Annotated in this window: 30 protein-coding genes; 19 read left to right on the top strand and 11 right to left on the bottom strand. The window is 59.6% G+C overall.

Annotation, left to right across the window (positions count from 1 at the left end; all coding sequences use genetic code 11):
* Position 1 precedes the first annotated feature (1 nt).
* The 9 genes from ACY4LX_RS01740 (at position 2) to ACY4LX_RS01700 (ending at position 8467) form a co-directional block, all read left to right on the top strand.
* A complete protein-coding gene (locus ACY4LX_RS01740) occupies positions 2 to 1123 on the top strand; it encodes a Re/Si-specific NAD(P)(+) transhydrogenase subunit alpha (RefSeq protein ID WP_463259003.1) in 1122 nt (373 codons plus the stop codon).
* Between the two features lie 15 nt (positions 1124 to 1138).
* Positions 1139 to 1462: an NAD(P) transhydrogenase subunit alpha part 2 gene (locus ACY4LX_RS01735; protein WP_007947884.1), complete on the top strand. Its 324-nt coding sequence runs from the start codon at positions 1139 to 1141 to the stop codon at positions 1460 to 1462.
* Positions 1462 to 2898, top strand: a complete 1437-nt coding sequence (locus ACY4LX_RS01730) for an NAD(P)(+) transhydrogenase (Re/Si-specific) subunit beta (protein ID WP_463259002.1) — start codon at positions 1462 to 1464, stop codon at positions 2896 to 2898. Before ACY4LX_RS01735 ends, ACY4LX_RS01730 begins: the two co-directional genes overlap by 1 nt.
* Before the next feature lie 179 nt (positions 2899 to 3077).
* On the top strand, positions 3078 to 4571 hold the full coding sequence (locus ACY4LX_RS01725; protein ID WP_463259001.1) for an acetyl-CoA hydrolase/transferase family protein: 1494 nt from the start codon (positions 3078 to 3080) through the stop codon (positions 4569 to 4571).
* Between the two features lie 319 nt (positions 4572 to 4890).
* Positions 4891 to 5106 carry a DUF1127 domain-containing protein gene (locus tag ACY4LX_RS01720; protein ID WP_030129620.1) on the top strand — a complete coding sequence of 72 codons (216 nt, stop codon included), beginning with the start codon at positions 4891 to 4893 and terminating at the stop codon, positions 5104 to 5106.
* Positions 5107 to 5418: 312 nt separating this feature from the next.
* A complete protein-coding gene (locus ACY4LX_RS01715) occupies positions 5419 to 5736 on the top strand; it encodes a DUF2388 domain-containing protein (RefSeq protein ID WP_149661883.1) in 318 nt (105 codons plus the stop codon).
* Between the two features lie 107 nt (positions 5737 to 5843).
* A complete protein-coding gene (locus ACY4LX_RS01710; protein WP_149661884.1) occupies positions 5844 to 6161 on the top strand; it encodes a DUF2388 domain-containing protein in 318 nt (105 codons plus the stop codon).
* Between the two features lie 27 nt (positions 6162 to 6188).
* Positions 6189 to 6509, top strand: a complete 321-nt coding sequence (locus tag ACY4LX_RS01705; protein ID WP_149661885.1) for a DUF2388 domain-containing protein — start codon at positions 6189 to 6191, stop codon at positions 6507 to 6509.
* A 29-nt stretch (positions 6510 to 6538) separates the two neighbouring features.
* A complete protein-coding gene (locus tag ACY4LX_RS01700; RefSeq protein WP_463260668.1) occupies positions 6539 to 8467 on the top strand; it encodes a DUF7844 domain-containing protein in 1929 nt (642 codons plus the stop codon).
* 112 nt (positions 8468 to 8579) lie between these two features.
* Here the strand turns inward: ACY4LX_RS01700 and ACY4LX_RS01695 are convergent, their stop codons facing one another.
* The 3 genes from ACY4LX_RS01695 to trpB form a co-directional block, all read right to left on the bottom strand.
* A complete protein-coding gene (locus tag ACY4LX_RS01695) occupies positions 8580 to 9050 on the bottom strand; it encodes an anti-virulence regulator CigR family protein (RefSeq protein WP_463259000.1) in 471 nt (156 codons plus the stop codon).
* A 121-nt stretch (positions 9051 to 9171) separates the two neighbouring features.
* Complete coding sequence (gene trpA, locus ACY4LX_RS01690) at positions 9172 to 9984, bottom strand: tryptophan synthase subunit alpha (RefSeq protein WP_123408454.1); 813 nt, start codon at positions 9982 to 9984, stop codon at positions 9172 to 9174.
* A complete protein-coding gene (gene trpB / locus ACY4LX_RS01685; RefSeq protein ID WP_149661888.1) occupies positions 9984 to 11204 on the bottom strand; it encodes a tryptophan synthase subunit beta in 1221 nt (406 codons plus the stop codon). Before trpB ends, trpA begins: the two co-directional genes overlap by 1 nt.
* Before the next feature lie 112 nt (positions 11205 to 11316).
* Between trpB and ACY4LX_RS01680 the strand changes: the two genes are divergently transcribed.
* Complete coding sequence (locus ACY4LX_RS01680) at positions 11317 to 12210, top strand: LysR family transcriptional regulator (protein WP_149661889.1); 894 nt, start codon at positions 11317 to 11319, stop codon at positions 12208 to 12210.
* Here ACY4LX_RS01680 and ACY4LX_RS01675 read toward each other — a convergent pair.
* A complete protein-coding gene (locus ACY4LX_RS01675; RefSeq protein ID WP_008027738.1) occupies positions 12207 to 12533 on the bottom strand; it encodes an ElaB/YgaM/YqjD family protein in 327 nt (108 codons plus the stop codon). The two genes, ACY4LX_RS01680 and ACY4LX_RS01675, sit on opposite strands and share 4 nt — an antisense overlap.
* Positions 12534 to 12690: 157 nt before the next feature.
* On the opposite strand from ACY4LX_RS01675, the gene ACY4LX_RS01670 reads away from it, so the two are divergent.
* Together ACY4LX_RS01670 and ACY4LX_RS01665 are read left to right on the top strand one after the other, a co-directional pair.
* A complete protein-coding gene (locus ACY4LX_RS01670) occupies positions 12691 to 12906 on the top strand; it encodes a dodecin (protein WP_054047931.1) in 216 nt (71 codons plus the stop codon).
* 122 nt (positions 12907 to 13028) lie between these two features.
* Positions 13029 to 13253: a DUF1161 domain-containing protein gene (locus ACY4LX_RS01665; protein WP_463258999.1), complete on the top strand. Its 225-nt coding sequence runs from the start codon at positions 13029 to 13031 to the stop codon at positions 13251 to 13253.
* Between the two features lie 64 nt (positions 13254 to 13317).
* On the opposite strand, the gene ACY4LX_RS01660 is transcribed toward ACY4LX_RS01665, so the two are convergent.
* Complete coding sequence (locus tag ACY4LX_RS01660) at positions 13318 to 14319, bottom strand: LLM class flavin-dependent oxidoreductase (RefSeq protein ID WP_133835140.1); 1002 nt, start codon at positions 14317 to 14319, stop codon at positions 13318 to 13320.
* Positions 14320 to 14559: 240 nt separating this feature from the next.
* Between ACY4LX_RS01660 and ACY4LX_RS01655 the strand changes: the two genes are divergently transcribed.
* Complete coding sequence (locus ACY4LX_RS01655) at positions 14560 to 14991, top strand: OsmC family protein (protein ID WP_008152515.1); 432 nt, start codon at positions 14560 to 14562, stop codon at positions 14989 to 14991.
* 174 nt (positions 14992 to 15165) lie between these two features.
* A complete protein-coding gene (locus ACY4LX_RS01650; RefSeq protein ID WP_463258998.1) occupies positions 15166 to 15405 on the top strand; it encodes a DUF1161 domain-containing protein in 240 nt (79 codons plus the stop codon).
* A gap of 5 nt (positions 15406 to 15410) precedes the next feature.
* Here ACY4LX_RS01650 and ACY4LX_RS01645 read toward each other — a convergent pair whose 3' ends face one another.
* Positions 15411 to 15830 (bottom strand): PA0061/PA0062 family lipoprotein, encoded by a 420-nt coding sequence (locus ACY4LX_RS01645; protein ID WP_463258997.1) that lies wholly within the window; start codon positions 15828 to 15830, stop codon positions 15411 to 15413.
* Between the two features lie 40 nt (positions 15831 to 15870).
* Complete coding sequence (locus tag ACY4LX_RS01640) at positions 15871 to 16293, bottom strand: PA0061/PA0062 family lipoprotein (RefSeq protein ID WP_463258996.1); 423 nt, start codon at positions 16291 to 16293, stop codon at positions 15871 to 15873.
* Positions 16294 to 16353: 60 nt separating this feature from the next.
* Between ACY4LX_RS01640 and ACY4LX_RS01635 the strand changes: the two genes are divergently transcribed.
* Positions 16354 to 17445, top strand: coding sequence for an aminopeptidase (locus ACY4LX_RS01635; RefSeq protein WP_463258995.1), 1092 nt, complete (start codon positions 16354 to 16356; stop codon positions 17443 to 17445).
* 105 nt (positions 17446 to 17550) lie between these two features.
* Here the strand turns inward: ACY4LX_RS01635 and ACY4LX_RS01630 are convergent, their stop codons facing one another.
* The 3 genes from ACY4LX_RS01630 to ACY4LX_RS01620 all read right to left on the bottom strand — a co-directional run bounded on the left by ACY4LX_RS01630 (position 17551) and on the right by ACY4LX_RS01620 (position 19419).
* Positions 17551 to 18009, bottom strand: coding sequence for an REP-associated tyrosine transposase (locus ACY4LX_RS01630; protein ID WP_463258994.1), 459 nt, complete (start codon positions 18007 to 18009; stop codon positions 17551 to 17553).
* A 185-nt stretch (positions 18010 to 18194) separates the two neighbouring features.
* On the bottom strand, positions 18195 to 18845 hold the full coding sequence (locus tag ACY4LX_RS01625) for an HAD family hydrolase (RefSeq protein WP_463258993.1): 651 nt from the start codon (positions 18843 to 18845) through the stop codon (positions 18195 to 18197).
* 28 nt (positions 18846 to 18873) lie between these two features.
* Positions 18874 to 19419 (bottom strand): gamma carbonic anhydrase family protein, encoded by a 546-nt coding sequence (locus ACY4LX_RS01620; protein ID WP_149661897.1) that lies wholly within the window; start codon positions 19417 to 19419, stop codon positions 18874 to 18876.
* Between the two features lie 62 nt (positions 19420 to 19481).
* Between ACY4LX_RS01620 and prlC the strand changes: the two genes are divergently transcribed.
* Together prlC and ACY4LX_RS01610 are read left to right on the top strand one after the other, a co-directional pair.
* Positions 19482 to 21560, top strand: coding sequence for an oligopeptidase A (prlC, locus tag ACY4LX_RS01615; protein ID WP_463258992.1), 2079 nt, complete (start codon positions 19482 to 19484; stop codon positions 21558 to 21560).
* The gene (locus ACY4LX_RS01610) at positions 21557 to 21844 is read left to right on the top strand and encodes a YheV family putative zinc ribbon protein (RefSeq protein ID WP_149661899.1); all 288 of its coding nucleotides are present in this window, start codon (positions 21557 to 21559) and stop codon (positions 21842 to 21844) included. The genes prlC and ACY4LX_RS01610 overlap by 4 nt, the downstream gene beginning before the upstream one ends.
* Before the next feature lie 49 nt (positions 21845 to 21893).
* On the opposite strand, the gene ACY4LX_RS01605 is transcribed toward ACY4LX_RS01610, so the two are convergent.
* Positions 21894 to 22541: a phosphatase domain-containing protein gene (locus ACY4LX_RS01605; protein WP_463258991.1), complete on the bottom strand. Its 648-nt coding sequence runs from the start codon at positions 22539 to 22541 to the stop codon at positions 21894 to 21896.
* Positions 22542 to 22846: 305 nt separating this feature from the next.
* On the opposite strand from ACY4LX_RS01605, the gene ACY4LX_RS01600 reads away from it, so the two are divergent.
* Together ACY4LX_RS01600 and ACY4LX_RS01595 are read left to right on the top strand one after the other, a co-directional pair.
* Positions 22847 to 23587 (top strand): gluconate 2-dehydrogenase subunit 3 family protein, encoded by a 741-nt coding sequence (locus ACY4LX_RS01600; RefSeq protein ID WP_463258990.1) that lies wholly within the window; start codon positions 22847 to 22849, stop codon positions 23585 to 23587.
* A 3-nt stretch (positions 23588 to 23590) separates the two neighbouring features.
* Positions 23591 to 25375, top strand: a complete 1785-nt coding sequence (locus ACY4LX_RS01595) for a GMC family oxidoreductase (RefSeq protein WP_149661902.1) — start codon at positions 23591 to 23593, stop codon at positions 25373 to 25375.

Genomic DNA, 25375 nt, shown 5'->3' with positions numbered 1-25375 from the left:
CGTGCACATTGGTGTTCCTCTCGAAACCCAGACGGGTGAAACACGGGTTGCTGCAACCCCGGAAACCATCAAAAAGTTGATCGGCCAGGGTCATAAGGTCACTGTACAAAGCGGCGCCGGCGTCAAAGCCAGCGTTGTCGACAGTGCTTATGAAGCGGCAGGCGCGACCATTGGCAGCGCCAACGATGCGTTTGGTGCCGAGCTGATTCTCAAGGTGGTCGCCCCCAGCGACAGCGAGCTGGCGCTGATTAAAAGCGGCACCGTTGTGGTGGGGATGCTCAATCCGTTCAGCAATGAAACCATCGCCAAACTGGCCGAGTGCGGCATTACCGCGTTCGCACTGGAAGCAGCGCCGCGTACCTCCCGCGCTCAAAGCCTGGATGTGCTCTCCTCGCAAGCGAACATTGCCGGCTATAAAGCCGTGCTGCTCGCCGCTCACTATTACCCACGCTTCATGCCGATGCTGATGACCGCTGCGGGTACCGTGAAAGCGGCGCGCGTGCTGATTCTCGGCGCTGGCGTGGCGGGCTTGCAGGCGATCGCCACGGCGAAACGCCTGGGCGCAGTGATCGAAGCGTCTGACGTACGTCCGGCGGTAAAAGAGCAAATCGAATCCCTCGGCGCCAAGTTCGTCGACGTGCCTTACGAGACTGAGGAAGAGCGCGAATGCGCTGTCGGTGTCGGCGGCTACGCGCGGCCTATGCCCGCGAGCTGGATGCAACGTCAGGCCCTGGCCGTGCACGAACGCGCCAAACAAGCCGACATCGTCATCACCACCGCACTGATCCCGGGCCGTAAGGCACCGACACTGTTGAGCGCGGAAACCGTGGCGCAGATGAAGCCAGGCTCGGTAGTCATCGACCTCGCCGCCGCCCAGGGCGGCAACTGCCCGCTGACCGTGGCCGATCAAGTCGTCGTCGAGAATGGCGTAACCATTTGTGGCCCGACCAACCTGGCTGGTGAAGTCGCGGCAGACGCTTCGGCGCTGTACGCCCGCAACCTGCTGGACTTCCTGAAGCTGGTCTTCAACAAAGAAGGCCAGTTCGAAGTGAACCTCGAAGACGACATCGTCGCCGCGTGCCTGATGTGCCGCGACGGCCAAGTCATCCGCAAAAACGCCTAAGCAGGGATTCAGACGATGGAAGAGCTTATCTCCCCCGGTATCTACAACCTGATCATCTTCGTGCTGGCGATTTATGTCGGTTATCACGTGGTCTGGAACGTTACACCTGCACTGCACACGCCATTGATGGCGGTGACCAACGCCATTTCCGCGATCGTCATCGTCGGCGCCATGCTGGCAGCGGCTTTGACCGTGACACCACTGGGCAAGACCATGGGCACCCTCGCCGTGGCCCTGGCAGCGGTAAACGTGTTCGGTGGCTTCCTGGTCACCCGCAGGATGCTTGAGATGTTCAAGAAAAAAGCCCCGAAAGTCGTAAAAGAAGAGGCGCCCAAGTAATGAGCATGAACCTTGTCACGACGCTCTACTTGATCGCGTCGATCTGCTTCATCCAGGCCCTCAAAGGTCTGTCGCACCCGACCACGTCGCGGCGCGGCAACGTCTACGGCATGCTCGGCATGGCGCTGGCGATCCTCACCACTGTCGGCCTCATCTATAAGCTGGGCGCTGAGCTGGCCACTGCCGGCATCGGTTACGTCATCGTTGGCCTGCTGGTCGGCGGCACCGCTGGCTCGATCATGGCCAAGCGCGTCGAAATGACCAAGATGCCGGAACTGGTCGCCTTCATGCACAGCATGATCGGTATGGCGGCGGTGTTCATTGCCATTGCTGCCGTGGTTGAGCCGCAGTCGCTGGGCATCGTCAAGCAACTGGGTGATGCGATTCCTGCCGGTAACCGCCTGGAGCTGTTCCTCGGCGCGGCCATCGGTGCCATCACTTTCTCCGGTTCGGTAATCGCCTTCGGCAAGCTGTCGGGCAAGTACAAGTTCCGCCTGTTCCAGGGCGCACCGGTACAGTTCGGTGGCCAGCACAAACTAAACCTGGTGCTGGGCCTGGCAACGCTGGCACTGGGCGTCACCTTCATGCTGACCGGCAACCTCAACGCTTTCGCACTGATGCTGGCCCTGGCCTTCGTGCTGGGTGTGCTGATCATCATCCCGATCGGCGGCGCGGACATGCCGGTGGTTGTCTCGATGCTCAACAGCTATTCCGGCTGGGCAGCGGCGGGTATCGGCTTCTCGCTGAACAACTCGATGCTGATCATCGCCGGTTCGCTGGTGGGTTCGTCGGGTGCGATCCTCTCCTACATCATGTGCAAGGCGATGAACCGCTCCTTCTTTAATGTGTTGCTCGGCGGTTTCGGCAACACCGCGGACGCGGCGGGTCCGGCAGGTTCGAAAGAAGCGCGTCCGGTGAAATCCGGTTCGGCTGACGATGCGACCTTCCTGCTGACCAACGCCGACACCGTGATCATCGTTCCAGGCTACGGCCTGGCGGTAGCACGGGCGCAACACGCGCTCAAAGAGCTGACCGAGAAGCTGACCCACCGCGGCGTGACCGTGAAGTACGCGATCCACCCGGTGGCCGGTCGGATGCCTGGCCACATGAACGTATTGCTGGCCGAGGCCGAAGTGCCTTACGACCAGGTGTTCGAGATGGAAGACATCAACTCCGAGTTCGGTCAGGCCGACGTGGTGCTGGTGCTGGGCGCCAACGACGTGGTCAACCCGGCCGCCAAGAACGATCCGAAATCGCCGATTGCCGGCATGCCGATTCTCGAAGCGTTCAAGGCCAAGACCATCATCGTCAACAAGCGCTCGATGGCCAGCGGGTATGCCGGTCTGGACAACGAACTGTTCTACCTCGACAAAACCATGATGGTTTTTGGCGACGCCAAGAAAGTCATCGAAGACATGGTTAAAGCTGTCGAGTAAAACCTGCTCCAACGCAATACCCAAAACCTCAGCCTTTAGTAGGCTGGGGTTTTTTTATTCCCGTGAAACCCGACCAAAGGCTCTAAATCAGGGCTTGGCATTCGACCATGGTAGCGGGACGGATGTTTTTCAAATCACTAGACTGCGTACCTTGCTTTCGTTGCCCGAGATAACAATCCATGTACCGTGATCGTATTCGCTTGCCTTCGTTGTTGGATAAGGTGATGAGCGCCGCTGACGCTGCCGCTCTGATTGAGGACGGCATGACCGTCGGCATGAGCGGTTTCACCCGCGCCGGTGAAGCCAAGGCGGTGCCCCACGCACTGGCCGAACGCGCCAAAATCACCCCGCTGAAAATCACCCTGATGACCGGCGCGAGCCTGGGCAACGACCTCGATAAACAACTGACCGAAGCTGGCGTCCTGTCGCGGCGCATGCCGTTCCAGGTAGACAGCACCCTGCGCAAGGCGATCAACGCCGGCGAAGTCATGTTCATTGACCAGCATCTGTCGGAAACCGTCGAGATGCTGCGCAACCAGCAACTCACGCGGCCGGACATCGCGGTGATTGAAGCCGTGGCGATCACCGAGCAGGGCCATATCGTGCCGACCACGTCGGTGGGCAACTCGGCGAGCTTCGCGATCTTCGCCAAGCACGTGATTGTCGAGATCAACATGGCGCACAACCCGAATCTGGAGGGTTTGCACGACATCTATATCCCGACCTACCGCCCGACCCGTACGCCGATTCCACTGGTGAAGGTCGATGACCGGATTGGCAGCACTGCAATCCCGATCCCTGCGGACAAGATCGTGGCAATCGTGATCACCAACCAATCTGACTCGCCTTCCACTGTGCTGCCGCCGGACGCCGACACCCAGGCCATCGCCGATCACCTGATCGACTTCTTCAAGCAGGAAGTCGCGGCCGGGCGCATGACCAACAAGCTCGGTCCGCTGCAGGCCGGGATCGGCACCATCGCCAACTCGGTGATGTGCGGCTTGATCGACTCGCCATTCGAAGACCTGACCATGTACTCCGAAGTGTTGCAGGATTCGACCTTCGACCTGATCGACGCCGGCAAACTGAGCTTTGCATCGGGCAGTTCGATCACGTTGTCGGCACGACGCAATACCGATGTGTTCGGCAACCTGGAGCATTACAAGGACAAGCTGGTGCTGCGTCCTCAGGAAATCTCCAACCACCCGGAAGTGGTTCGGCGCCTGGGTATCATCGCCGTCAACACGGCGCTGGAATTCGACCTGTACGGCAACGTCAATTCCACCCACGTCTGCGGCACGCGGATGATGAATGGCATCGGTGGTTCGGGGGACTTCGCGCGCAACGCGCACTTGTCGATCTTTGTCACCAAGTCGATCGCCAAGGGTGGCGCGATTTCCAGCGTGGTGCCGATGGTCAGTCACGTTGACCATACAGAACATGACGTCGACATCCTGGTGACCGAGATCGGCCTGGCCGACCTGCGGGGCCTGGCGCCACGGGAGCGGGCTCGGGTGGTCATCGACAACTGCGTGCACCCGGACTATCGCGAAGCCCTGAATGACTACTTCACGGCGGCCTGTGCAATCGGTGGCCACACCCCGCACATCCTGCGCGATGCCCTGAGCTGGCACATCAACCTGGAAGAAACCGGGCGGATGCTTAAGGCCTGATTGAACAAAAACACAGCTGACGCACACACAGTTGCGTCAGCTGGTACGTGCAACACACTCTTCTGTAAAAAACTGTACTGCTGTACTGGTCGTTTCCTACGGCTTTTGCCTACATTTCCTAACGCCTCGGTGGAAAATGCACCTTATTAGTGCCGACAGGTACAGTTGCCTCAATTTCGACCAGTACACCCCCTGTAAACAGTTAACTGGTCTCTCACAATACAAGTGAACTGTATCTAGGGAGTCTGGCCAAACGAGAGGATCATTGGCATCAGTTAAACCACTACCTAATCCCGCCACAAGCGGAAGGATGCTAACCATGGAACGTACACTCAGTTCCGAACTGTTCTTCGAAGACACTGCTGCAAAAACCCAGGCTTCCATGCCTCTTCGCGTTATCGCCAACCTGATGTTGTGGCAGCGCCGCATTACCAGCCGCCATCAACTGGCTCGTCTGGATTCGCGTCTGCTGGCTGATGCCGGGATTAGCGAAGCACAACGCTACGAAGAGCTGAGCAAGCCGTTCTGGCGCTAAGTTAGCGTCGCTGGCCCTGACCTGTAGGGTCCACCGCCAGCACCCGAATTGAACAAACAAGACCCGTCGTGGGAAACCACGACGGGTTTTGTCGTTTCAGGACCCGGAAAAAGCCATACAGGTACAGTTTTACAATTACGAAAATGTAGCAGTACACCTCCATAAGAGCGGCCGTTTCATCTCGATGGGCTATTCGAATTCATCCTCACCGGCCTAATATCCAATCAGAACGTGGCGAACGCTTCCCAACAGGCGTCTGATCAACCAGACACTGCGCCACCTCTCAATCGGTTTATCCAAAGGAGCTACCCCATGTCCCGTCTTCGTCTGCTGAGCGCCGCAGCCCTGCTCGCCGTGGCTGCCAATGCCCACGCCTCCAGTTTTATCGTGACCACCGACGCCGTAGTCGGCGCCCTCAAATCCAGTTCCGATGCGACCTCCGACGCCTCTTCTTCACTGCGCGATAACAAAATCGTACGTGCTGCTCGTGATGACGCCGCCAGCTTTGTCGCCAGCAACGGTGACATTCGTGGTGTGAAACTGGAAAGTGCAATCGATGAGATTCACCGCCAATTGCCTCAGTTGAACGCTACTGATGCACAGATTGCCCAAGCCATCCTGGCGATCTGAACGTCAGCTGAACGACGGGGCACGCCCATCGTGTCCCCATGTTTCGGCGCTGGCTCTAGTCCGGGCATTGCGCTAGCCTTGGGACTCGCTTTCAGCTATCGAGTCCCATGCGGTTTCTTTCAAATCTGTTACTCACGCAAGTGATTATTGCGGCCTCCTGGTCGGGCTCGGCCCATGCCTTCGATGCCTTCAACCTGTCTACACAAGGCACTGTCGTCAGTGGCTACGCCACAAGCATGGTGACCTCCGCGCCCTTCGACCATAAACTGCTGATCGCCGCTCAGGATGACGCCGCGGCTTTCATCGCCAGTGACGGCCAACTGCGAGGAGCGCAACTGGAATCCGCCCTGGTTTACCTGCGTCGGACCCAGCCAAAACTTCATGCCAGCGACCTTGAACTGGCACAGGCAATTCTCGTCCAATAGTTATCATCGTTCCTCCGGAGTCGTTCCATGCGTAGCCCGCTGATTGCTGCCACCCTTGGCCTGCTGTTGTTGGCCGACGTGGCCCAGGCACACACCCTGGTTGCCACCAGTAATATCCTCATTCGCGCCACCCAGCGCACGCTCGACTTCACGTCCGATACCACCACGTCCATTCGCGATTCGAAAATCGTCCGCGAAGCCCATGACGATGCGGCCAGTTTCATCGCCAGCGATGGTGATATTCGTGGTGCCCACCTGGAAGCGGCCTTCAATACCTTGCGCACCCGCGTGCCGGAAGCCCGCGATGCCAGTGACCAGGTTCTCGCCGAAGCCATCCTCGCACTGTGAGGTCGCTTAGCGTCTGGCTGCTGGCCGGGATGGTGTTGCTGCTCGGCAACACCGCCCAGGCCAGCCTGCAACTACGCCTCAAGACCGACGGTCTGAGCCCCGCGCAAGTGCAGGCCAGCCAGGCGCTGCTTGATGAAGCCATGCAGGCGCTGCCGCCGCGTTTCGTCGAGCAGCTGGATCGGCGCATCGATGTCGGCTGGACCGACGACATGCCCAGTAACGCCTACGGCCAGGCGTCCCTGGTGTCCGAGCTCGATCTGAATCGCAATCTGCTCGCCAGCCTCACCGACGGCAGCGCCGCGACAAAAAAGACGTATCGCCCCCACGGCACCGTGCGCCGGGAAATGCTCGCCACGGTCCTGCACGAACTCACCCATATTTATGACCGCGCGCGCCTGTGGCCAGACGCCGAGCGCACGCTGATCCAGCGTTGCAATCGACGCAACAGCAGCTCAGGGCTGATCGGCATTCCCGATCAATGCCGCGGCCAGACAGCACGCCGCTTTACCCTCAGTGATGACCCACGACTGCTGGACCTGGCCGGTTGGCCGCAATACGTCGGCCGTCGTGGCGAACGCGAAGCGCACAACCGGCAAGTCGCCCGCAGCCCGGACCTCTACGAGACGACCAATCCCAAGGAGTTCGTGGCGGTCAACATGGAGTATTTCCTCCTCGACCCAAGCTATGCCTGCCGTCGTCCCGCGCTGTACCGCTACTACAAGGAACATTTCGGCTGGGCGCCTGCCGCCAAGGACACTTGCGCCAAAACCTTCGCCTTCCTGAATGCCGGCAACGACTTCGCCAAAACGCCGCTGGGTCAGGTCGACCCGAAACGGGTTTACGCCGTGGACTATCTGCTGGCTGAAGCTAACCAGAACTGGGTCAGCCGCTGGGGCCACAGCATGTTGCGCCTGGTGATCTGCGCGCCGGGCCGTCCACGCGGGCCGGATTGCCGACTGGACCTGGATCAGCACCTGGTGCTGTCCTACCGCGCTTTCGTCGGTGACGTGCAGCTGTCGAGTTGGGACGGCCTCGTCGGCAAATACCCGTCGCGCCTGTTTGTCTTGCCCCTGGCCCAAGTCATCGATGAATACACCAAGACCGAACTGCGCAGCCTCGCTTCGGTGCCATTGAACCTGTCGCGCACCGAGATCGAGGAAGTGGTGGAACACGCGGCGGAGATGCACTGGAGCTACGACGGCAACTACTTCTTCCTGTCCAACAACTGCGCAGTGGAAAGCCTGAAACTGCTGCGCAGCGGCAGCAATAACGCGCAACTGACGGGTCTGGACAGCATCATGCCCAACGGCTTGCTGGAAGTGCTCAAAGGTCGCGGACTGGCGGACACCAGCGTACTCGACGACCCGCGCGAGGCCTTGCGCCTGGGCTATCGCTTCGACTCCTTCCGCGATCGTTATCAAGCGATGTTCGAAGTGCTGAAGAAGCACTTGCCGATCAAACAGACCACCGTCGAAGACTGGCTGTCATTGAGCGCTGAAGAACGTCGGCAATGGATCGACCAGGCGGACCTGCGCACCAGTGCGGCGTTGCTGTTGCTGGAGCAGGCCAGTTTCCGTCGCCAGCTCCAGTTGGCTCAGGATGAAGTGAAGCAGCGCTATCTGGGGGCTCGCGAACTGAAGAACGGCGGCATGGACAAGGCCAACGCGACCTTGCAGCAGATTCTCGCCAACAGCGGCTTCCTCAGTCGCCCCGCCGAATTGCTCGGCTCCGGCGGTTATGGTTTGCCCCAGCCAAGCGAGTCGGCGCGACTGGAGGCGGAAAGCAGCCTGCGCCAGAAACAGCTGCAATCGCTGACCGGGGATCTGGACAAGGAAGTGCGGGCATTGCTGGAACCGAGCCGTGCGGCGGAGATTGCGGCCAATGAAGCCAACCTGAAGCAGGTTGGCGAGCATTTGCGGGCGTTGCATAAGGCGGCGGGCGGGTTGGAGCTGCCCTGATAGAAAAGCAAAAGATCGCAGCCTTCGGCAGCGCCCAAAGGTGCGTAGGAGCCGCCGAAGGCTGCGATCTTTTTTGCGGCACAACGCGCAATGCGCTGTGCCGAACACGCCCTTAATTCAACACGTTATCCAGAATCTCATAAACAATCCCTGTCCCCACCGCGATCAACACAATGTCGCCACCGGCACGACGCCATTCGTAGCCCTGGTAATTCGGCAGATGCGACAACGCGCGATTATCCAGACGCTCACCGTAATACCCATGAGGCAACGGCCGACCACGTTCCAGGCGAATACCCGGAGGTGGCGGCGCACCGCGCACGAAATAGCCGTGATTATCGTGAATGCTCTGACGCACCGGGCCAAAGTCCCGTGGCGGAGGGCCGCCGCGATGGTTGTTCTGCGGGCCACGGTGATCATTGCCACGATTATCACCATGATCGTTGCCGCGGTTATCGTACTGGCCCTGCTGCGGGCCGCCGTGGTCGTGATCGTCGCGCTGGTCGGCGCTGGCGTGCAGCAACGGGGTCGCACTGAGCATCAGTACGCCCAGGCTGGCAATCAGACGTTTCGGCATTTTCATCGGGGGTTTCCTCACTGCACATACAGCAAAAAGGGATTCAGAACGATGTTCTGAATCCCTCGGTCTTGCTGATTAGTGTGTGCGGCGAGGCGCTAATTCCTCTGTATCAAGAACTTTACCTTCAGCTGACCCGGGCCTTACGCACGCCCTCGGAAAGCGCGGCGCAAAGGCTCAGCACGCCGTCGATGGCCTGGTCCGGCGTCGAGGCATTGGCGATGTGATCGATCAGCGCCGAACCCACCACCACACCGTCCGCCAGACGAGCGATAGCCGCTGCCTGCTCCGGTGTACGGATACCGAAACCGATGCTGATCGGCAGGTCGGTATGGCGACGCAGACGCGCCACCGCTTCCTCGACGTGCTCCAACGTTGCCGCACCCGCACCGGTCACACCCGCAACCGACACGTAATAGACGAAGCCGGAGCTGCCGTTCAGCACGGTCGGCAAGCGCACGTCATCGGTGGTCGGCGTAGTCAAACGGATGAAGTCCAGGCCCGCAGCCTGAGCCGGGTCACACAGCTCACCGTTATGTTCCGGCGGCAGATCGACCACGATCAAACCATCGACACCAGCCTCTTTGGCATCCGCGATGAAACGCGGCACGCCATACATGTGAATCGGGTTGAAATAACCCATCAGCACCAGCGGCGTCTCGGTGTTGCCTTCACGGAACTCGCGAACCATTTGCAGGGTTTTCGCCAGGTTCTGCTTGGCGCCCAAGGCGCGGATGTTGGCCAACTGGATTGCCGGGCCGTCGGCCATCGGGTCGGTGAAGGGCATGCCCAATTCGATCACGTCGGCACCAGCGCCCGGCAAGCCTTTGAGGATCGCCAGCGAGGTGTCGTAGCTCGGATCGCCGGCGGTGACGAAGGTCACCAGCGCAGCGCGGTTCTGTTCTTTAAGTTCAGCAAAACGCGTTTGCAGGCGGCTCATCAGTGTTTCTCCTGCTTGGATTGTTCCATGTGGTGCATCACGGTTTGCATGTCTTTGTCGCCACGGCCGGACAGGTTGACCACCATCAGGTGATCCTTCGGCAGCTTCGGTGCGCGCTTGAACACTTCGGCCAGGGCATGGGCGCTTTCCAGCGCAGGAATAATCCCTTCCAGGCGGCAGCATTTGTGGAACGCGTCGAGGGCTTCGTCGTCGGTCACCGAGGTGTACTGGACGCGGCCGATGTCATGCAACCAGGCGTGTTCAGGGCCGATGCCCGGATAGTCGAGGCCGGCGGAGATCGAGTGGGCGTCGATAATCTGACCGTCGTCGTCCTGCAACAGGAAGGTGCGATTGCCGTGTAGCACGCCCGGTACGCCGCCGTTCAGGCTGGCCGCGTGTTTGCCGGTTTCGATACCGTAGCCGGCGGCTTCAACGCCGATGATCTCGACGCTCTTGTCATCCAGGAACGGGTGGAACAGGCCCATGGCATTGGAACCACCGCCGATGCACGCCACCAGACTGTCTGGCAGGCGGCCTTCCTGGTCTTGCAACTGAGTACGGGTTTCTTTGCCGATCACCGACTGGAAGTCACGAACCATCGCTGGGTAAGGGTGTGGACCCGCAACAGTGCCGATCAGATAGAAGGTGCTGTCGACGTTGGTCACCCAGTCTCGCAGGGCTTCGTTCATTGCATCTTTCAGGGTGCCGGTGCCGGCCACGACCGGGATCACTTCGGCGCCCAGCAGCTTCATGCGGAACACGTTGGCCTGCTGACGTTCGATGTCAGTGGTGCCCATGTAGATCACGCAATCCAGGCCAAAACGCGCGGCCACGGTGGCGGTCGCCACGCCGTGCATGCCGGCGCCGGTCTCGGCGATGATGCGTTTCTTGCCCATGCGCCGCGCCAGCAGGATCTGGCCGATGCAGTTGTTGATCTTGTGCGCGCCGGTGTGGTTCAGCTCTTCGCGCTTGAGGTAAATCTTCGCGCCGCCGCAGAACTCGGTCAGGCGTTCAGCGTAATAGAGAGGACTTGGACGTCCGACATAGTCGCGCTGGAAGTAGGCCAATTCTTCTTTGAAGGCAGGATCTTCCTTGGCCAGTTCGTATTCACGGGCCAGGTCGAGGATCAACGGCATCAGGGTTTCGGCGACGTAACGGCCGCCGAACGAGCCAAACAGGCCGTTGGCGTCGGGGCCGTTGCGCAGATTAGTCTGGGTCATGGGTCGCTCCAGTGGGATTCGTGTGATGACAATGACGCTCACTCTACCCCTGACGTCCCGGCCTGAAAACCGATAAGATCGCCGCAACCTGTCAGGAAAACTCACAGATCCCATGAGCCACGACCTCCCTCCGCTGAACGCCCTTCGGGCCTTCGAAGCCACTGCCCGCCTGAACAGCGTCAGCCAGGCTGCCGAACAGCTGCACGTCACCCATGGCGCGGTCAGCCGGCAACTGAAGGTGCTGGAAGAACACTTGGGCGTCAGCCTGTTCATCAAGGACGGGCGCGGCCTTAAACTCACAGATGCCGGCATTCGTTTGCGCGATGCCAGCACTGAAGCGTTCGAGCGCTTGCGCACTGTATGCGCCGAATTGACCCAAAGCACCGCCGATGCACCGTTCGTGCTTGGCTGCTCCGGGAGTTTGCTCGCGCGCTGGTTCATTCCGCGCCTGGGACGATTGAATGCGGACTTGCCGGACCTGCGCCTGCACCTGTCGGCCGGGGAAGGCGATCTTGACCCTCGGCGGCCGGGGCTGGACGCCTTGCTGGTATTTGCCGAGCCACCCTGGCCGGCGGACATGCAGGTCTACGAACTGGCCAGTGAACGCATCGGCCCGGTCATGAGCCCTCGCTTCGCCGGTTACGAACGGCTACAACAGGCGCCAGCCAGTGCGCTGATGACCGAGCCGCTGTTGCACACAACATCGCGCCCTCAGGCTTGGCCGAGCTGGGCACAGCAAAGCGGCCTCGACGCCAAGGCGTTGAAGTTCGGGCAGGGTTTCGAGCATTTGTATTATTTGCTGGAAGCGGCGGTGGCAGGGTTGGGTGTGGCGATTGCCCCTGAACCACTGGTGGCCGAGGATTTGAAGGCCGGTCGCCTGGTTGCGCCCTGGGGTTTTTGTGAAACCCCGGCGCAACTGGCGCTTTGGCTACCCAAGCGCGCCGCGGACGGGCGCGCTCGGCAACTGGCGCAGTGGCTCAAGAACGAGCTGCGCCAAGCGGATTAGTCGCCGCGTTTGCACAACAGGTAGGCCGCGAGTAAACCCAGTGCGCCAACCGCGACACCGGCTGTCGTCCAAGGGTGTTCCTGGGCGTAGTCTCGAGTGGCGATCCCGGTTTCGCGGGTTTTCACTTTGACTTCTTCATAAGCATCGCTGAGCAGATGACGCGAATGTTTCAGCGCGCTCTCGGCATTGGCTTTCAACGCCTTGAGGGTTTTACGCGACTCGTCCGAGGCGTCGTCCTTCAGGTTTTCCAGCGACTTGAGAAGACTCTCGATCTCGGCTTCCATGCTTTGCAATGAGGCTTTACGTAAAGAGGTGTTGGCCATGGTGGCTCTCCTTCATTGGTGATGAGTAGCGTGTGTTGGTTGGGACTTCAGGGGTTTGAGAAAGTGCAGTAAATCTGAACTTTGCTGTGGGAATGGCCGACAGAAGTAATACGAAAAATCACTGCTAGGCTGTATTTCATACCCCAAGGAGAACGCCATGACTGACCATCACACCTACAAAAAAGTCGAGCTGGTCGGCTCGTCCCCTACCAGCATCGAAGATGCAATCAACAACGCGCTGGCCGAAGCCAGCAAAAGCCTCAAGCATCTGGAATGGTTCGAAGTGACCGAAACCCGCGGGCACATCAAGGACGGCAAGGCTGCGCACTTCCAGGTGACGTTGAAAGTCGGGTTCCGGATTGCCAGCAGCTGAGTTTGAGCTAGTCTTCTGAACTTGCGCGCTGGCCGAGTGCCATAGGGAATGGCAAAGCGCTACATGTGTGCACCTGGCTGAATGCCGGGGGCCCCTATTGATCCGACCAGGGAATGCAACCGATGAAGAAGTTTATTTTGGCAGTAGGTTTGTTGAGCCTTGCAGGAACAGCCTTTGCGGATGGCAAGCCATGCGAAGAGCTCAAAACCGAAATCGCAGCGAAAATCGATGCCAAAGGCGCGTCGAATTACACATTGGAAATTGTCGAAAAAGGCGCTGCTGCCGACGGAAAAGTCGTCGGCACGTGCGAAAAAGGCTCCAAGGAAATCGTCTACAAGCGTGGCTGATTTCCTTCAAAAATGAAAAAGCCGACGTATGAGCGTCGGCTTTTTTATGCCCGCAGTTTGAGCGTCAGCCCTTCATCACCTGCGCCAGCAACTCGTAGGAATGCACGCGATCGGCATGTTCATACAGGTCGCTGGTGAAAATCAGCTCGTCAGCCTGGGTCTGCTCGATCAGCACCTCCAGTTTGGCGCGGATTTTCTGTGGGCTGCCGACCATGGCCAGGCCTAGGAAATCGCCGACCGCTTCTTTCTCATGGGGCAGCCACAGGCCGTCCATGGTTTTCACCGGCGGACGCTGCACCAGGCTCTGGCCACGCATCAGCGCAAGAATCCGCTGGTAGACCGACGTTGCCAGGTAATCGGCCTGTTCGTCGGTGTCGGCCGCCACCAGTGGCACGCCGAGCATCACGTAGGGCTTGTCCAACACCGCCGAAGGCTTGAAATGATTGCGATAGACGCGAATCGCCTCGTGCATGAAACGCGGTGCGAAATGCGAGGCGAAGGCGTAGGGCAAACCGCGCTCACCGGCCAGTTGCGCGCTGAACAGGCTCGAACCCAACAACCAGACGGGGACGTTGGTGCCGGTCCCCGGCATCGCGATGATCCGCTGATCCGGCGTGCGTGGGCCGAGGTAGCGCATCAGTTCTGCCACGTCTTCCGGGAATTCGTCGGCGCTGCCGGAGCGCTCACGACGCAACGCGCGGGCGGTCATCTGATCGGAACCCGGTGCGCGGCCCAGGCCCAGGTCGATACGGCCGGGGTACAGGCTTTCCAGGGTGCCGAACTGTTCGGCAATCACCAAAGGCGCGTGGTTGGGCAGCATCACGCCGCCGGAACCGACACGAATGGTCGAGGTGCCGCCCGCCAGATAGCCGAGCAGCACCGAGGTCGCGGAACTGGCGATGCCATCCATGTTGTGGTGTTCGGCGACCCAGAAGCGGGTGTAGCCAAATTTTTCAACATGCTGCGCCAGGTCCAGGGAATTGCGCAGCGACTGGGCCGCGCTGCCGTTCTCGCGCACGGGCACCAGGTCGAGGGTGGAGTATTTGATATCGGACAGTCGTTTCATAAACCTGCTTCTCCAATGGGGGCGCAGGTTTTTTCACGAACGAAAACCTGCCGAGTCTAAAGGCGTTCCCTATGCAATGAGGGCATATACCCGAGTTTCAATAGCAGACCTGAATTTGCCTGCCGGATAAGCGGTTTGATCCGACAAGATGAACTTTGCCAAGTCTTCTATCCTCAGAACCCTTAGCAACCGAAAACCACGAAGGCGCGACATTCCGCGCCGGATCTTGAGGAGGCAGACATGGCTATCACGAAGAAAGCATCGGCTCATTGGGAAGGTGATCTGAAAACCGGCATCGGCTCGATTTCCACGGAAACCGGTGTCCTCAGAGAAGCGCCCTACGGCTTCAAGGCACGTTTCGAGGGCGGCAAGGGCACCAATCCCGAAGAGCTGATCGGCGCGGCCCATGCGGGCTGTTTCTCCATGGCGTTTTCGATGATCCTCGGCGATGCCGGCCTCAAGGCTGACAGCATCGATACCAATGCCGAGGTCACGCTGGATCAGGTAGACGGTGGTTTTGCGATCACCGCAGTGAAACTGATCCTTAAGGCGAAAATCCCAGGGGCGACCCAGGCGCAGTTTGAAGAGCTGAGCAACAAGGCCAAAGAAGGCTGTCCGGTGTCCAAGGTGCTGAATGCGAAGATCAGCCTGGATGCCACGCTAGTCAGCTAAATCGGCGTCGAGACGAAAAGATCGCAGCCTTCGGCAGCTCCAGATGACTTGGGGCTGGTGAACGCTGCGATCTTTTTTGTCTCAGAACAAAACCCGGCAGGCACAATGATGTTCGAATAAATGACAGCAGTCTGAAGCGCAGCACCCTGCGCGCTGCTTCAAGGAGCTTCAACCATGAAACGTTTTGCCTTGGCGATTATCTGTTGCGCGCTGGCCACCTCGGCCCTGGCGAAACCGAAATCATGTGAAGCGCTCAAGAATGAGATTGAAGTGAAGATCCAGGCCAAGGCCGTGCCTTCCTACACCCTGGAGATTGTCACGAGAAAAGAAGCTGAAAAGCACGACATCGCCATGGTCGTTGGCACCTGTGAGAACGGCAGAAAAGCCATCATCTACCAAAAGAACGATCGCTGATTGGCCTAGGGCACGCAGTTGATCTGCCGCTCCGTGGACACAATCTGGCCCTTGGCGTTCACCAGTCGGGCGCTCGGGGTAAAGGACAGGGAGCGTCCCTCCAGGCGATAGCGCTGGCCGGCTTCAAAGTGATCATACGGCACGGTCATATAACACAGCCGCTCCTGCGGATCGCTCAGCATGCCCAGCCCTCCGGCGAACGTTTCAAAATCGAAACGCACCGTCAGTTCGTGGCTGCCAGGCGTTACCTGGAAGAATCGCCCATCAGTCAGGCGCTGATTATCCAAGCGCTCCGCCATCAGTAATTTGCCGCCCGGCGTCGGGGTCGCGAGGTCAATCCACGCCATCTGCGGATTGACGCTGGGCAACGGGCTTACGCAACCGGCGATAAAGCCCGCACTGAGCAATAGCAAGAACCTGCGCATGATGAATGTCCCGAGGATTGGGCATTCAGCATAACGCCGATCACGTGCGTTGGCAGCCTGCCGGTGTGCCCTGCCCGATCACTTTGCGCTGCTGGTCGTAGAGCTTGGCCCACGGCCGGAAGCCGATATTCCCCGCTTGCAGTTGATAACGCTCACCGGCATTGAAATCCTTGAATTTCACGTTCAACTGGCAATCGCGCCACAGCGGCTCGGCGTCGGTGCCGATGTTGGTGGGCTGCACCGCGAATTGGTAGCGAACCTTCAATTCATGGCTGCCGGGCTGCACTTCGAAGAAGCGTTTGTCGGTGGCGGCCTTGTCATCGACCTTCAACGCCTGCAGCGCGGCATCTTCCTGTTTTGAGTTCAGGTCGATCCACGCCTGGTTCGGGTCCGGGTCGGGCATTCCGAATCCGGCACAGCCGGCCAGCGTCAGCAGGCCCCCTGTCAGCATCAACTTGCGCATAGCGGAGCTCCAGTGTGGCGGGATAGTCTTGTGGGCAGACTTTCCAGGGATGTTCTTATTTTGATCAGGCCGCTTCCAAGCCTTGGGTTACTTGATCGCGTTTTGCGCGTTTTGTTTCCGGGTGTGTTGTTTTTGTTGCTCAACGGTTGCACCAGCGTCAGCTACTACGGCCAATTGGCCGAGGGTCAGCTGCAATTGCTGCGAGCCCGGGAGCCGGTTTCCCAAGTGATTGCCGATCCCCAACGCGATCCAAAACTGCGTGCGCATCTGGCCCAGTCGCAAAAGGCCCGGGTATTCGCCAGTGAGCATCTGCACCTGCCGGACAACCAAAGTTACCGTCTGTACGCCGACATTGGCCGGCCGTACGTCGTCTGGAATGTCTTCGCCACGCCGGAATTTTCCCTCAAGGCGCAAAACCATTGCTTTCCCATCGCCGGGTGCGTCGCCTATCGCGGCTACTACACCCAGAGCGCGGCCAGGGGCAAAGCGGCATTGCAGCGACTGAAGGGGATGGACGTGTCAATTGGCGGGGTCGAGGCCTACTCGACGCTGGGTTGGTTCAACGATCCGATCATCAGTTCGATGATGAACTGGGGCGACGAGCGGCTGGCCACGCTGATCTTTCATGAGCTGGCCCATCAACGTTTTTATGTGAAGGACGACACTGAGTTCAACGAATCCTTTGCCACATTTGTCGAGCAGGAAGGCACTCGCCAATGGCGCGCCAGTCGTGGGCTCGCCCCGGACAATGGCGCACTGATGCAACAGCGTGATCAGCTCACTCAACTGATTCTGGACACCCGCGCACGCCTGGAACGCCTCTACGCACAACCCTTGGCTGCCGAGCAGATGCGCCAACGCAAAGCCGCGGAGTTCGAACGGTTACGCCGTGATTATCGGACGATGCGTGATAGCCAATGGGCTGGGGATAAACGCTATGACGCATGGATCAATGCGCCAATGAACAACGCCAAGCTGCTGCCATTTGGTTTGTATGACCAGTGGGTGCCGGCGTTTGCGGCGTTGTTCAAGCAGGTTGATGGGGATTGGGTGAGGTTTTATGCCGAGGTGGAGCGGTTGGGTGGGTTGCCGGTGCTTGAGCGTAAGGCGGCGTTGAAATCGTTGGCAGGGTCAGGAATTGGCGGTGGCTAATCCGGCCCTTTCGCGGGCAAGCCTCGCTCCTACGGGTTTTGCGTTGATTTCGAAATCGACGTGAACCTGTAGGAGCGAGGCTTGCCCGCGAAGGCGTCTTTGAAATCACAACCAAATCGCATCCCACAACGGATAATCCCCAACCTTCGAAACCAATCCCGCGCGTATCGGATTGCGCACGATGTATCGAGCAACAGCCTGCAAATCCTCTTCCTTTCGGATTGCGCGATCGTGATACCCGTGTTGCCAAACGGGACCTTGGCGCCCTATCGCACGATTCAGCGTCACTGCAATGCGTGATTTGGTCCGAGCCATCAACGTGGGCAGTTGAGTGTTTTGTAACTCGATCAGCCAATGGAAATGGTCCGGCATGACGACCCAGGCCAGTGAGTCCGCGAAGCCTTCTCGCTCAGCCGTTCTAAAGGCGTCGACCACCAAACGCCCACACTTGAAGTCGTGGAACAGCGGTTCTCGATTGAGCACTACGGCTGTCAGTAGATAAATCTGCCCAGTTTCCGAATAGCGTCCGTTGCGCAATCGATGGGCATGTTTGAGCTCTGGCAATGATGATCCTCCTTGATCGTGGCCTTGGTTTTTAGCCTAGGACGATCAGAAGGGATCGGAGTGAGGACAGTTGGTCAGGATGTGTCTGCTGGGACGCCTTCGCGGGCAAGCCTCGCTCCTACAGGTGATACACCAATGTAATGAACTTCCTGTAGGAGCGAGGCTTGCCCGCGAAGGCGTATTGATTAACGCCGCAAAAACGCCCGATGCATCTCTTCCAGCGTTTCAAAGTGATACGCCGGTGCTTCGGCGCTCAGTTCTTCCCGGCTGCCAAACCCGTAACCCACTGCCGCTGCGTCCAGGCCATTGCTGCGGGCGCCGATCAAGTCGTGTTTGCGGTCGCCAATCATCAAGGTGTTGGCCGGGTCGAGGCCTTCTTCGGCGATCAAATGGGCGATCAGTTCGACTTTGTTGGTGCGGGTGCCATCCAGTTCGCTGCCGTAAATCACTTTGAAGTGCCTGGCGAAGTCGAAGTGCCGGGCGATTTCCCGGGCAAACACCCAGGGTTTGGAGGTGGCAATGTAGAGCTGCCGCCCTTGCCCGCTCAGGGTTTCCAGTAGCGGTGTAACGCCGTCGAATACGCGGTTTTCATACAGGCCGGTGACTTTGAAACGCTCGCGATAGAAGTTCACCGCTTCCCAGGCCTTGGGCTCGTCGAACTCATAGAACTGCATGAACGCCTGCAACAGCGGCGGGCCGATGAAGTGTTCGAGCTTGGTCAGGTCAGGTTCATCGATGCCCAGTTTGGCCAGGGCGAACTGGATCGAACGGGTAATACCCTCGCGCGGGTCGGTGAGGGTGCCATCGAGGTCGAACAGAACAGTTTGGTAATGCATGAAAAATCCTGGTCAATAGTGGGACGGTTCAGAGCTGGTCGTAGCCTTCAGCCAGATGCAGGTCCTTGAGCTTCACGTAGTTCGCCGCGCTGTAGGTGAAAAAGGCCTGTTCCTTGTCAGTCAATGGCCGGATCTGTTTCACCGGGCTGCCGACATACAGGAAACCGCTTTCCAGGCGCTTGCCCGGCGGCACCAGGCTGCCGGCGCCGATGATCACATCGTCCTCGACCACCGCACCATCCATGACAATGCTGCCCATGCCGATCAACACCCGATTGCCCACCGAACAGCCATGCAGCATGACCTTGTGCGCGACGGTCACGTCATCCCCGATCAAACACGGAAAGCCATCCGGGTTAAACGGCCCGGCATGGGTGATGTGCAGCACGCAGCCATCCTGGATGCTGGTGCGTGCACCGATGCGGATGCGGTGCATGTCGCCGCGGATCACCGTCAGCGGCCAGACGGAGCTGTCATCGCCGATTTCGACGTCGCCGATCACCACCGCCGAGCCATCGACAAAAGCGCCTTTGCCCAGTAGTGGCGTGTGGTTCAGATACTTGCGAAGGGTCACGATAGGTTCTCTCTCTGTCGCTGATAGCTGCGGTGAGCGTCGATTGTAATTAAGATGGCCGCATGTTTCTTCCAGCCAAGGTGCCAACCGTGAGCGTGAACAACCCTCTTTTGCAGTCCTACGACCTGCCGCCGTTCTCGGCGATCCGCGCCGAGCACGTGCAACCGGCCATTGAACAGATCCTGGCTGACAACCGCGCCGCCATCATCGAGATCCTCAAAACCCAGGCCACACAACCGACCTGGGCCGGCCTGGTGCTGGCGATGGACGAACTCAATGATCGCCTGGGCGCCGCCTGGAGCCCGGTCAGCCACCTGAATGCCGTGTGCAACAGCGCCGAATTGCGTGAAGCGTACGAATCCTGCCTGCCAGCCCTGAGCGCCTATTCCACCGAGATGGGCCAGAACCGCGAACTGTTCCAGGCCTTCGAAGCCCTGGCCAACAGCCCGGAAGCCGCCGGTTTCGATGTGGCGCAGAAAACCGTCCTGGAACACTCGCTGCGTGACTTCCGCCTGTCGGGTATCGATCTGCCGGAAGCCGAACAGAAGCGTTACGCCGACGTGCAAAGCAAATTGTCGGAGCTGGGCAGCCGCTTCTCCAACCAGTTGCTCGACGCCACCCAGGCCTGGACCAAACACGTTACCGACGAAGCCGCGCTTGCCGGCCTGACCGATTCGGCCAAGGCGCAAATGGCTGCTGCGGCACAGGCCAAAGGCCTGGAAGGTTTCCTGATCACCCTGGAATTCCCGAGCTACTACGCGGTGATGACCTACGCCCACGACCGCGCCCTGCGCGAAGAAGTCTACGCCGCCTACTGCACCCGTGCGTCGGACCAAGGCCCGAATGCCGGTCAGAACGATAACGGCCCGGTGATGGAAGAAATCCTCGACCTGCGTCAGGAGCTTGCGAGACTCTTGGGTTTCGCCAGCTTCTCGGAGCTGAGTCTGGCGACCAAAATGGCTGAATCCAGCGACCAGGTACTCAGTTTCCTACGTGACCTGGCCAAGCGCAGCAAACCGTTCGCCGCCCAGGACCTGCAACAGCTCAAGGCCTACGCCGCCGAACAAGGCTGCCCGGACCTGCAAAGCTGGGACAGCGGTTTCTACGGTGAAAAACTCCGTGAACAACGCTACAGCGTTGCCCAGGAAGCCCTGCGCGCCTACTTCCCGATCGACAAAGTGCTGGGCGGGCTGTTCGCCATCGTTCAGCGTCTGTACGGCATCGAAATCGCCGAGCAGAAAGGCTTCGACACCTGGCACCCGGATGTTCGCCTGTTCGAGATCAAGGAAAACGGCCAGCACGTCGGCCGCTTCTTCTTCGACCTCTACGCCCGCGCCAACAAGCGCGGCGGGGCCTGGATGGACGGCGCCCGCGACCGTCGTCGCACCGCTGAAGGCGTGCTGCAAAGCCCGGTGGCCAATCTGGTGTGCAACTTCACCCCGGCCGACAGCGGCAAGCCTGCGCTGCTGACCCACGATGAAGTCACCACCCTGTTCCACGAATTCGGCCATGGCCTGCATCACCTGCTGACCCGCGTCGAGCATGCTGGCGTGTCCGGCATCAACGGCGTGGCGTGGGATGCGGTCGAGCTGCCAAGCCAGTTCATGGAGAACTGGTGCTGGGAGCCGGAAGGCCTGGCGCTGATTTCCGGTCACTACGAAACCGGCGAACCGCTGCCCCAGGACCTGCTGGGCAAAATGCTCGCAGCGAAGAACTTCCAGTCCGGCCTGATGATGGTCCGCCAACTGGAGTTCTCGCTGTTCGACTTCGAACTGCATGCAACCCATGGCGACGGTCGAAGTGTGGCGCAAGTGCTCGAAGGCGTGCGCGACGAAGTCTCGGTGATGCGTCCGCCGGCCTACAACCGCTTCCCGAACAGCTTCGCCCACATCTTCGCCGGCGGTTACGCGGCGGGTTACTACAGCTACAAGTGGGCGGAAGTGCTGTCGGCCGATGCTTTCTCCAAGTTCGAAGAAGACGGCGTACTGAATGCCGAAACCGGCCGCGCCTTCCGCGAAGCGATCCTGGCCCGCGGTGGTTCTCAGGAACCGATGGTGCTGTTCGTCGACTTCCGTGGCCGTGCGCCATCGATTGACGCACTCTTGCGCCACAGCGGCCTGAGTGAGGACGCGGCAGCATGAGCGAGGGGCCTGTGATCACGAAAAAACGCTTTATCGCCGGGGCGGTCTGCCCGGCGTGCAGCGAGCCGGACAAATTGATGATGTGGAACGAAGACGAGGTCCCGCACCGTGAGTGCGTGGCCTGCGGTTATTCCGACACGCTCAATGAACAAGGCCTGTCGGTGCCCAAGGAATTGGGCACGCGGGTCAACGTTTCGGCGCTAAAAGCGCCGGATGCCAAGGTTCAGGCAGTGCAATTCTTCCCGAACCCGAAGCTGAAGAAAAAGCCTGACGAGCCACACTGAGTCGATACCGCCGTCCATGCCGCAAGGGTGTGGACGGTGGGCCGCTTGACTACTTCTCGACGTTGGCCGACTTGAACCAGCTCTTCATCGAGCACATGGCGAACGGGCTGGTGCTGCAATCGCCATTGGCCAGTGCGGTGCGCAGTTTGTCGGCATCGGCCTGCATCATGTAGCGAACGCCATCCCTGAAGTGGGTGCTGTCGCCAAAACCACCTTCGGTCATTTCTTTCAGCGCGTCTTCCTTGCTCCAGCCCTGCACCACTACCCGATACATCGCGGCCATCAGGCCAGTGCGATCAGAACCGTGTTTGCAATGCATCAGCACCGGGCCTTTGGCCTCAGCGGTCTGAATCGCGCGCAGGGCGGCGAGTACCTGCGCGTCATCCACGTGATTGGTGCGGTAAGGCAGTTGGACCTGATTGATGCCGGGCGTGGTCAGCCAGCGGGAGTCCGATTCAGGCAGGAAGTTGATAACGGTTCCAACCTTGAGCTTTTCCAGCAGCGGCACTATTGCGCTATCGGGCAAGGCGCTGCGGTAAAGGGTCGGGGACATCTGAAAGAGGTTGTACTTCGTCTCCACCGACTGCGCCCATTCCGCAGGCCGAGGTGAAACGGCATCGTCGGCCATGGCCAGCGACAGGTTGAAAAAGGCAACCAGCGACAGGCACATCGCAGGGATAAGACGGGTTTTAGACATGCTGGGACCGTGCAGGAGGAAGCGGATTGATGACAGTCAGCTTCGGCTTTGAGCGGTCAAAGGGCCGTGAGCCGCCTGTCAAAGAATCGTGAATCCATCGTACCGCAGGCGACTTTCGTCGCAAAAGCCCGGTTTATTTAGGCTGAATCGGTTTTTCTTGATACTTAGGCTGCTACCATTTGTTACCAAAGTTTGCAGAAGTGCGGGAAGTTTACTCATTAACCATCGTCCCCATTCCTGCCAAAACGAAAAGCCGCTCCACGAAACGGCTAAAAAACCATCAATGCCTGATGAGGTGCACCCCCATGTCTGATCAAGATCGAGACAACCCCCGGCGTGAGTTTTTGCGCAAATCCCTGACCTTGATCCCGGTGGTCACCGTCGCCAGCACCGCGCTGGGCAGTTCCGTCCTGCTCGCCGCACCCGAAGCGGCGCCTGCCAGTCCCGGCAAGACGCCCGTCGGCGCCAGCACCTATGAACCCAGCTACTTCACCGCCGAAGAATGGGCATTCATCAAGGCCGCCGTCGCTCAACTGATCCCGAACGATGCCCAAGGCCCCGGCGCCCTGGAAGCCGGCGTGCCGGAATACATCGATCGCCAGATGAACACCCCGTACGCCGCCGGCGCGTTGTGGTTCATGCAGGGTCCGTTCAATGCCGAGGCCCCGGCGGAAATGGGCTGGCAGAGCAAACTCGTACCCAAAGAGATCTATCGCCTGGGCATCGCCGCCACGGACGCTTGGTCGAAAACCTTCAACGGTAAAGTATTTGCTGAGCAAGACAGCGCTACCCGAGATGATTTGCTCAAGCAACTCGAGGCCGGAAAACCCGATTTCGCCAGCGTGCCGTCGAAAATTTTCTTCAACCTGCTGCTGCAAAACACCAAGGAAGGGTTCTTCTGCGACCCGATCCACGGCGGCAACAAAGGCATGGTCGGCTGGACCATGATCGGCTTCCCCGGCGCCCGCGCCGATTTCATGGATTGGGTGGAACGCAACGAGCAATACCCCTTCCCGGCAGTTTCGATTCGCGGCGAGAGGGCATAAGCCATGGCAACGGTAATGAAGAAGGTCGACGCAGTGATCGTCGGTTTTGGCTGGACGGGCGCGATCATGGCCAAAGAGCTGACAGAAGCGGGCCTGAACGTGCTGGCGCTGGAGCGCGGGCCGATGCAGGACACTTACCCCGACGGCAACTATCCCCAGGTGATCGACGAACTCACCTACAGTGTGCGGAAAAAACTCTTCCAGGACATCTCCAAAGAAACCGTGACCATTCGCCATAGCGTGAATGACATCGCCTTGCCGAACCGCCAGCTCGGCGCGTTCCTGCCCGGCAATGGCGTGGGCGGCGCGGGTCTGCACTGGTCCGGCGTGCACTTTCGGGTTGATCCGATTGAGCTGCGGATGCGCAGCCATTACGAAGAACGCTACGGCAAACACTTCATCCCCAAGGACATGACCATCCAGGACTTCGGCGTCAGCTATGAAGAACTGGAACCGTTTTTCGATTACGCCGAGAAAGTGTTCGGCACCTCGGGCCAGGCCTGGACGGTGAACGGTCAGCTGGTCGGTGAAGGCAAGGGCGGCAACCCTTACGCGCCGGATCGCTCGAACCCTTTCCCGTTGGAATCGCAGAAGAACACCGTTTCCGCACAACTGTTTCAGAAAGCCGCCACAGCCGTGGGTTACAAACCCTACAACCTGCCGTCGGCCAACACCTCCGGCCCGTACACCAATCCCTACGGCGCACAGATGGGCCCGTGCAACTTCTGCGGTTTTTGCAGCGGTTACGTCTGCTACATGTATTCCAAGGCATCGCCCAACGTGAACATTCTGCCGGCGCTCAAGCCGCTGCCGAATTTCGAACTGCGCGCCAACTCCCACGTGCTGCGGGTCAATCTCGACAGCACCAAGAGCAAAGCCACCGGCGTGACCTATATCGATGGCCAGGGCCGGGAGATCGAGCAACCCGCCGACCTGGTGATCCTCGGCGCCTTCCAGTTCCACAACGTGCGCTTGATGCTGCTGTCCGGCATTGGCAAGCCGTACGACCCGATCAGTGGCGAAGGCGTGGTCGGCAAGAACTTCGCCTACCAGAACATGGCCACGATCAAGGCGTTCTTTGACAAGGACACCCACACCAATAACTTCATCGGAGCCGGCGGCAATGGCGTGGCGATCGATGATTTCAACGCTGACAACTTCGATCACGGCCCTCATGGCTTCGTCGGTGGTTCGCCGATGTGGGTCAACCAGGCCGGCAGCCGACCGATCGCCGGGACCTCCAACCCGCCGGGCACACCGGCCTGGGGCAGTGCCTGGAAACGCGCCACCGCCGATTACTACACCCACCAGGTGTCGATGGACGCCCACGGTGCGCATCAGTCCTACCGTGGCAACTACCTCGATCTCGACCCGGTGTACCGCGATTCCTACGGCTTGCCGCTGCTGCGGATGACCTTCGACTGGCAGGAAAACGACATCAAGATGAACCGCTTCATGGTCGAGAAAATGGGCAAGATCGCCGAAGCCATGGGCCCCAAAGCCATCGCGGTGATCGGCAAACAGGTCGGTGATCACTTCAACACCGCGGCCTACCAGACCACTCACCTCAACGGTGGCGCGATCATGGGCACCGACCCGAAAACCAGTGCGCTGAACCGCTACTTGCAGAGCTGGGACGTGCACAACGTATTCGTCCCTGGTGCATCCGCTTTCCCACAAGGCCTGGGCTACAACCCTACAGGTCTGGTGGCGGCGTTGACCTACTGGTCGGCCCGGGCGATCCGCGAGCAGTACCTGAAAAACCCCGGCCCGCTGGTTCAGGCTTAA

This window comes from Pseudomonas sp. Emmai, from assembly GCF_055179735.1.
The sequence above is the reverse complement of the archived record's forward strand: the minus strand, read 5'-3'. Positions and strand labels throughout refer to the sequence as shown.